This is a genomic window from Brenneria sp. L4-2C, from assembly GCF_040240335.1.
Taxonomy (GTDB): domain Bacteria; phylum Pseudomonadota; class Gammaproteobacteria; order Enterobacterales; family Enterobacteriaceae; genus Brenneria.
Genome location: NZ_JBEIAC010000044.1, coordinates 1 through 4593, shown reverse-complemented (window position 1 = coordinate 4593; position 4593 = coordinate 1). Strand labels below are relative to the sequence as shown.

At 42.8% G+C, this 4593-nt stretch carries 8 protein-coding genes and 5 pseudogenes; 10 read left to right on the top strand and 3 right to left on the bottom strand.

All coding sequences use genetic code 11. The annotated features are described in order from the left end of the window. On the bottom strand, positions 1–205 hold a 205-nt coding region (locus ABRZ26_RS24780; protein WP_319602908.1), incomplete at its 3' end, for a transposase. 138 nt (positions 206–343) lie between these two features. Between ABRZ26_RS24780 and ABRZ26_RS24775 the strand changes: the two are divergent. The 3 genes and pseudogenes from ABRZ26_RS24775 to ABRZ26_RS24770 all read left to right on the top strand — a co-directional run. Beyond that, positions 344–960: pseudogene (locus ABRZ26_RS24775) on the top strand (RHS repeat-associated core domain-containing protein); the annotation flags it as partial. Between the two features lie 9 nt (positions 961–969). Next, positions 970–1296, top strand: a complete 327-nt coding sequence (locus ABRZ26_RS25255; protein ID WP_502880317.1) for a TreTu family toxin — start codon at positions 970–972, stop codon at positions 1294–1296. After that, a complete protein-coding gene (locus ABRZ26_RS24770; protein ID WP_319606673.1) occupies positions 1281–1544 on the top strand; it encodes an immunity protein TriTu family protein in 264 nt (87 codons plus the stop codon). Before ABRZ26_RS25255 ends, ABRZ26_RS24770 begins: the two co-directional genes overlap by 16 nt. Positions 1545–1596: 52 nt before the next feature. Here ABRZ26_RS24770 and ABRZ26_RS24765 read toward each other — a convergent pair. Beyond that, a pseudogene (locus ABRZ26_RS24765) lies at positions 1597–1731 on the bottom strand (SymE family type I addiction module toxin); the annotation flags it as partial. A 412-nt stretch (positions 1732–2143) separates the two neighbouring features. Between ABRZ26_RS24765 and ABRZ26_RS24760 the strand changes: the two are divergent. From ABRZ26_RS24760 to ABRZ26_RS24730, 7 genes and pseudogenes are all read left to right on the top strand, one after another. Beyond that, on the top strand, positions 2144–2404 hold the full coding sequence (locus ABRZ26_RS24760) for a hypothetical protein (RefSeq protein WP_319606672.1): 261 nt from the start codon (positions 2144–2146) through the stop codon (positions 2402–2404). Continuing rightward, positions 2401–2847, top strand: a complete 447-nt coding sequence (locus tag ABRZ26_RS24755; RefSeq protein WP_319606671.1) for a type IV secretion protein Rhs — start codon at positions 2401–2403, stop codon at positions 2845–2847. Before ABRZ26_RS24760 ends, ABRZ26_RS24755 begins: the two co-directional genes overlap by 4 nt. Before the next feature lie 2 nt (positions 2848–2849). Beyond that, complete coding sequence (locus tag ABRZ26_RS24750; protein WP_319606670.1) at positions 2850–3086, top strand: ADP-ribosylglycohydrolase family protein; 237 nt, start codon at positions 2850–2852, stop codon at positions 3084–3086. 78 nt (positions 3087–3164) lie between these two features. Then, a pseudogene (locus ABRZ26_RS25250) lies at positions 3165–3304 on the top strand (RHS repeat-associated core domain-containing protein); the annotation flags it as partial. Continuing rightward, positions 3284–3697: a hypothetical protein gene (locus ABRZ26_RS24740; RefSeq protein WP_413556474.1), complete on the top strand. Its 414-nt coding sequence runs from the start codon at positions 3284–3286 to the stop codon at positions 3695–3697. The pseudogene ABRZ26_RS25250 and the gene ABRZ26_RS24740, both read left to right, overlap by 21 nt. Before the next feature lie 2 nt (positions 3698–3699). After that, a complete protein-coding gene (locus tag ABRZ26_RS24735; RefSeq protein WP_319606668.1) occupies positions 3700–4179 on the top strand; it encodes a hypothetical protein in 480 nt (159 codons plus the stop codon). Between the two features lie 37 nt (positions 4180–4216). After that, positions 4217–4468 (top strand): annotated as a pseudogene (locus ABRZ26_RS24730) (RHS repeat-associated core domain-containing protein); the annotation flags it as partial. Positions 4469–4479: 11 nt separating this feature from the next. Here the strand turns inward: ABRZ26_RS24730 and ABRZ26_RS24725 are convergent. Next, a pseudogene (locus ABRZ26_RS24725) lies at positions 4480–4593 on the bottom strand (IS5/IS1182 family transposase); the annotation flags it as partial.

Below are 4593 nucleotides of genomic sequence, written 5' to 3'. Positions count from 1 at the left end.
TAAAGCGATTATAAACCGTTTTCCAGGAGCCATATCGCTCAGGTAAATCGCGCCATGGCGCACCAGAACACAACACCCAGAACATACCGTTGATGACTTTACGATGCTCAGCCCATGGGCGTCCGGCTCGTGGGGATGTAGGTTCAGCAGGCAGTAAGGGCTGGATGATGCTCCATGCTTCATCGGGAAGATCGTATCGGGCCATATCTCAAAGTGTTGTGGAAATAAGTAGTTACTATAGCTCAGATGATTAAGGGACACAGCCTAATATCGCTACACTTTTACCAGGCTCTATTTCCCTTCGGGAATGGGCTGACGGCCACCTGACTCACTATATCGCCACTATCACTACGATGCCGCCGAGCGGCTGTTGGCACAGGAAGGCTCCCTGCCGGATACGGAGCATTACCGTTACGATCCCCTCGGACGCCGCACCCATAAACAGGTGTGGCTGCAAAGCCGGGATCTGCGCCAGCCCATCGGGCAACGGCAAACCACCACCTTTCTGTGGGAAGGCTTCCGGTTGCTGCAGGAAACCCGTAATGGCACCCCACTCACCTATGTGTATGCCGATCAGGGCAGCTACGAGCCGCTGGCGCGTATTGACGGCATAGCGCATGCACAGGTGTGTATTTTCATAATGCGCCTAACGGCGAACCGGAAAGCCTGACGGACAGCGAAGGCACCGTACGCTGGCAAGGCCACAGCAGCGCCTGGGGCAAGTTGAGCGATGGGGAAAACCAGCAAACGCTGGATTATTCCCAAAACCTGCGTCTGCAGGGCCAATACCTGGATCGCGAAACCGGACTGCACTACAATCTGTTCCGTTACTACGATCCGGATATCGGCAGATTCACCCAGCATGACCCGATAGGGCTGATGGGTGGGTTGAACCTTTATGCTTATGCGCCGGATCCGTTGGGGTGGATCGACCCGTTAGGTTTGAGTAATGTTACAGTTGGTCGTTGGATGGGGCCTACTGAATATAAACAAATGGTAGATAGTGGAAGAGTTGTACAAAGCTCCACTGGCACCACTCATGTGGCTCATCCCGAGAATATCGACGCTTTTGGTAAACAAGCTAAACCGGGTACGATGTATGTCGAATTTGATGTGCCGAAAAACTCATTGATTAAAACTAATGACGGTTGGGCAAAAATAGTTGGACCTGATTCTCTTGAAGGCCGTTTAGTAAAACGTAAAGGCTTGCCTGTTCCTGAAATGCCATCAGCGAATAAAATAGAAGTTAAAGCTCATAAAACTGAAACCGGAATAAAAAAATGCTCCAAGATGTAAAGGATTGGATTTTATCTCATGGTGATTATGAGGTTAAAATCAATAACAATGAACTTACTGATAGTTTAGTTGTTGATTTTGAAAATGAAAGCAAGATCGCCCGTTTTACTGTATGGGATGATAAATCATGTATGTTAGAAATAATGGATGTTAATACCGAAAAATACATTATTAATGACAGAAGGGAATTATCTGAAACTAGCGAAATAATAGAAGCCTTTAAAGAGTTCAGTTCTCTTTTAGATTAAATAAAGCCGGAAGTGATCCTAATGATCCTTCCGGCTTTTTATTATCTGTCGTCTACAGGTTAATCTTGGTCTCAATCACCAATCTGCCCTGCTCAACCGTCACCGTTATTGGCATCCCGGTGATAAACCCCGATTCTTCGAGCCAGCGCCCCTTAAGGTTGATGGCCGGGGGCGGGTTGGGTCTGCCGTTTTACTCGCCTCATTCTGAGGCTCGCCCTGTGGGCCAGTTAAAACTGTTCAAACCTGTTTGCAACAGGTTTGTGCGAGGCGTATCCCACCGTGTAGTGACGCGCTGTTTTGGACAATTTATTTACCATTCTGTATGTCTTAGAATGAATTCCAACCTCAGCCAACTTTCTTGTCGGTGGGCGGTAGCGTGCGCGATTTCTTGAACTATGACGACAAGATGAAGGTAATTTACAGCCGAAACCAATAGTACGATTCGAAAATCGGATGGATTGTTGCACTTGACCCGATAGGGCTACGGGTGGGCGGAATCTTTATCAATATGCGCCGAATCCACTAAGCTGGGTGGCTCCGTTAGGATTAAGTTGTAAAGCAAAAGACGACTTTAATCAGGCCAGAAATAAGGCTCTGGAATGGTTGGAAAACGCGGATTTATTGCTGAGAAAGTTAATACAGGAAAATTTGGTGCAACCAGAGGCAAGCCCGTAGGGATGACAACAGCCGACGGAAAGACAGGTTTTAGAGTAGAATATGACGAACGGAGTGGCGCTCATATTAATGTATTCAGTGGGAAAGAAAAAGGGGAGCATTTCCTCTTTGATGCGAGTGAGTCCACAGTAACAAAACATCATAATTCATATAATATACCATCCAAACCTTGGAGAGGGTCATGACACTAGATGATGAAATTAGGCGGGAAATATTCCAACTCCCCGACACTCCGGAAATAGTAGATGACTGGGAATTTATTGTAGATAAGTTATCTGATGACTTTCAATGGATTGGTTCAAAAATTGATTGGAAAAACACGATAAATCATAAATCTTTGGAATTGCATGGGGATTACTCAGACTGGTTGGCAACCATAAAATGCTTTATAAATGATGATGAAATAAATAGTGAAATATCAAAAAGTAATGATATCTTTTATATAAATGATTCATCTTTGGATTTTTCAGTTAGGTTAAATAATCATCAGCTTTATTCTTTTTTAAGTCTGGCAGTAAAAAAAATCCCTCAGCATCATTATTTTTTTGAAAGAGAAAGGAAGTGGTGCTTAGTAATCAGCTCTGAAGGATATGTTGACTTTGGGTTTTCACCTGCACTTAAAGAATAAGAATGGAATATACTGTGAGGAATACGAATAACTTTCGTGACGCCATTTTACTTGCCGAAAATTTGGCTGACGATGCTGATAGTGTTGCCGCCACCGCTGTTCAAATCTCGGGGGCATTATATGGCATTTCAGATATCCCACAGGAATGGCTGAATAAACTGGCTCAAAGACAGCGTATTGACTATATGGCTTATAAATTATTCCAGATAGGTATTAAAAATGGTGATGCCCGAATTTAATATTAAATGTAATTATTTTTAATATTCTTCGATGGTTTTTTCATTAAAAACAATATGTCATTTATTGACTAATCCTGATTGCACTACAATTTGTTCCGTTACTACGATCCGGATATCGGCAGATTCACCCAGCATGACCCGATAGGGCTACGGGTGGGCTGAATCTTTATCAGTATGCGCCGAATGCTTTGGGGTGGATTGATCCGTGGGGATTAAGTAGTTGTTCACCTAAAGGATTTAATCGTAGAGATAGAATTACAAGCCGCTGGACTGACCGTTTGACAGGGAAAAAATCTGCGGAAGTTCATGATTATTTAACGTCGAAGGGCTGGAAAGTAACGAGACCACAAGCAGGTAATGATAGGTCTATTCAACATATTGTTTATGTCAAGACAACAAAATCAGGAACGACTTGTAAGCTAGATTATCATCCAGGAGGTTCTGCTTCGCAGCCAAACATTCATGGCAATGACTATTGGAAAGTTTATAAGTCTACGGGGAAATCGCCTGATGAAGTTTTAGGTCGAATTGGTCACGGAGATTTTAAAAATCATGATCTCATTAAAGACTCAGCAGTTTATATTGATGGCATATTAATGAACGGTATTTAAAAATGATAGATTTTAACGCTGAAATAATATCTTTTAAATCAATAGGTAATATCCTATTGAATGACAATATATCTCAGTACATTGAAGACATGTACTTTAACTTTAACGTTGGTGTTAAGGAATATTTAATCCCATTTCCATTTAATGAGGTAAATATAGCATATGTACTTGATGATGGAGTCATGAGAGTTTCTACGACACAAGCAGGTGTTATTATTAGTGTCGGATGCAACGAAAATTACAAAGGGAAATATAAAGATACATTATACACTGGGATAACTATGGGGAAATTACTTGATTTAACAAAGAGTCAAAGAATACTTAATGGTACCCTCGTTGTTAATGAGAATTATGGTTTATCTTTTACGTTACCATCACCTTATGATGAAATCGCAGATTATATAGAGCATATTCCTCTTGACCTAAAATTGAATGAAATCTATGTGTCTGATAAGTCTTTTTGGGCACCGAAAAAAAATTAAAAAAACGGATGTGATCTTAACGAACCTTCCCTCTAGCTGGCATAGCCACAGCAGCGCCTGGGGCAAGTTGAGCTATGGGGAAAAACAGCAGACGCTGGATTATTCCCAAAACCTGCGTCTGCAGGGTCAATACCTGGATCGCGAAACCGGACTGCACTACAATCTGTTCCGTTACTACGATCCGGATATCGGCAGATTTACCCAGCATGATGCGATAGGGCTGGCGGGTGGGCGGAATCTTTATCAATATGCGCCGAATGCGCTGACGTGGATCGATCCGCTGGGGCTAGGCTGTGTCCCTTAATTGCATAACTTCTTGTAAAAGAGTCGGATACAGCCCAGTTTCACCATCGACAGATAATTTCTCGCTGTTTTGTCGTAGCGTGTGGCAATACGCCGGTACTCTTTTAACCG

Excerpts from the sequence above, each read along its gene's own strand:
- ABRZ26_RS24770 (WP_319606673.1), top strand. The coding sequence starts at position 1,281 with ATGCTCCAAGATGTAAAGGATTGGATTTTATCTCATGGTGATTATGAG.
- ABRZ26_RS25255 (WP_502880317.1), top strand. The coding sequence starts at position 970 with ATGGGGCCTACTGAATATAAACAAATGGTAGATAGTGGAAGAGTTGTA.
- ABRZ26_RS24755 (WP_319606671.1), top strand. The coding sequence starts at position 2,401 with ATGACACTAGATGATGAAATTAGGCGGGAAATATTCCAACTCCCCGAC.
- ABRZ26_RS24750 (WP_319606670.1), top strand. The coding sequence starts at position 2,850 with ATGGAATATACTGTGAGGAATACGAATAACTTTCGTGACGCCATTTTA.
- ABRZ26_RS24735 (WP_319606668.1), top strand. The coding sequence starts at position 3,700 with ATGATAGATTTTAACGCTGAAATAATATCTTTTAAATCAATAGGTAAT.
- ABRZ26_RS24760 (WP_319606672.1), top strand. The coding sequence starts at position 2,144 with ATGGTTGGAAAACGCGGATTTATTGCTGAGAAAGTTAATACAGGAAAA.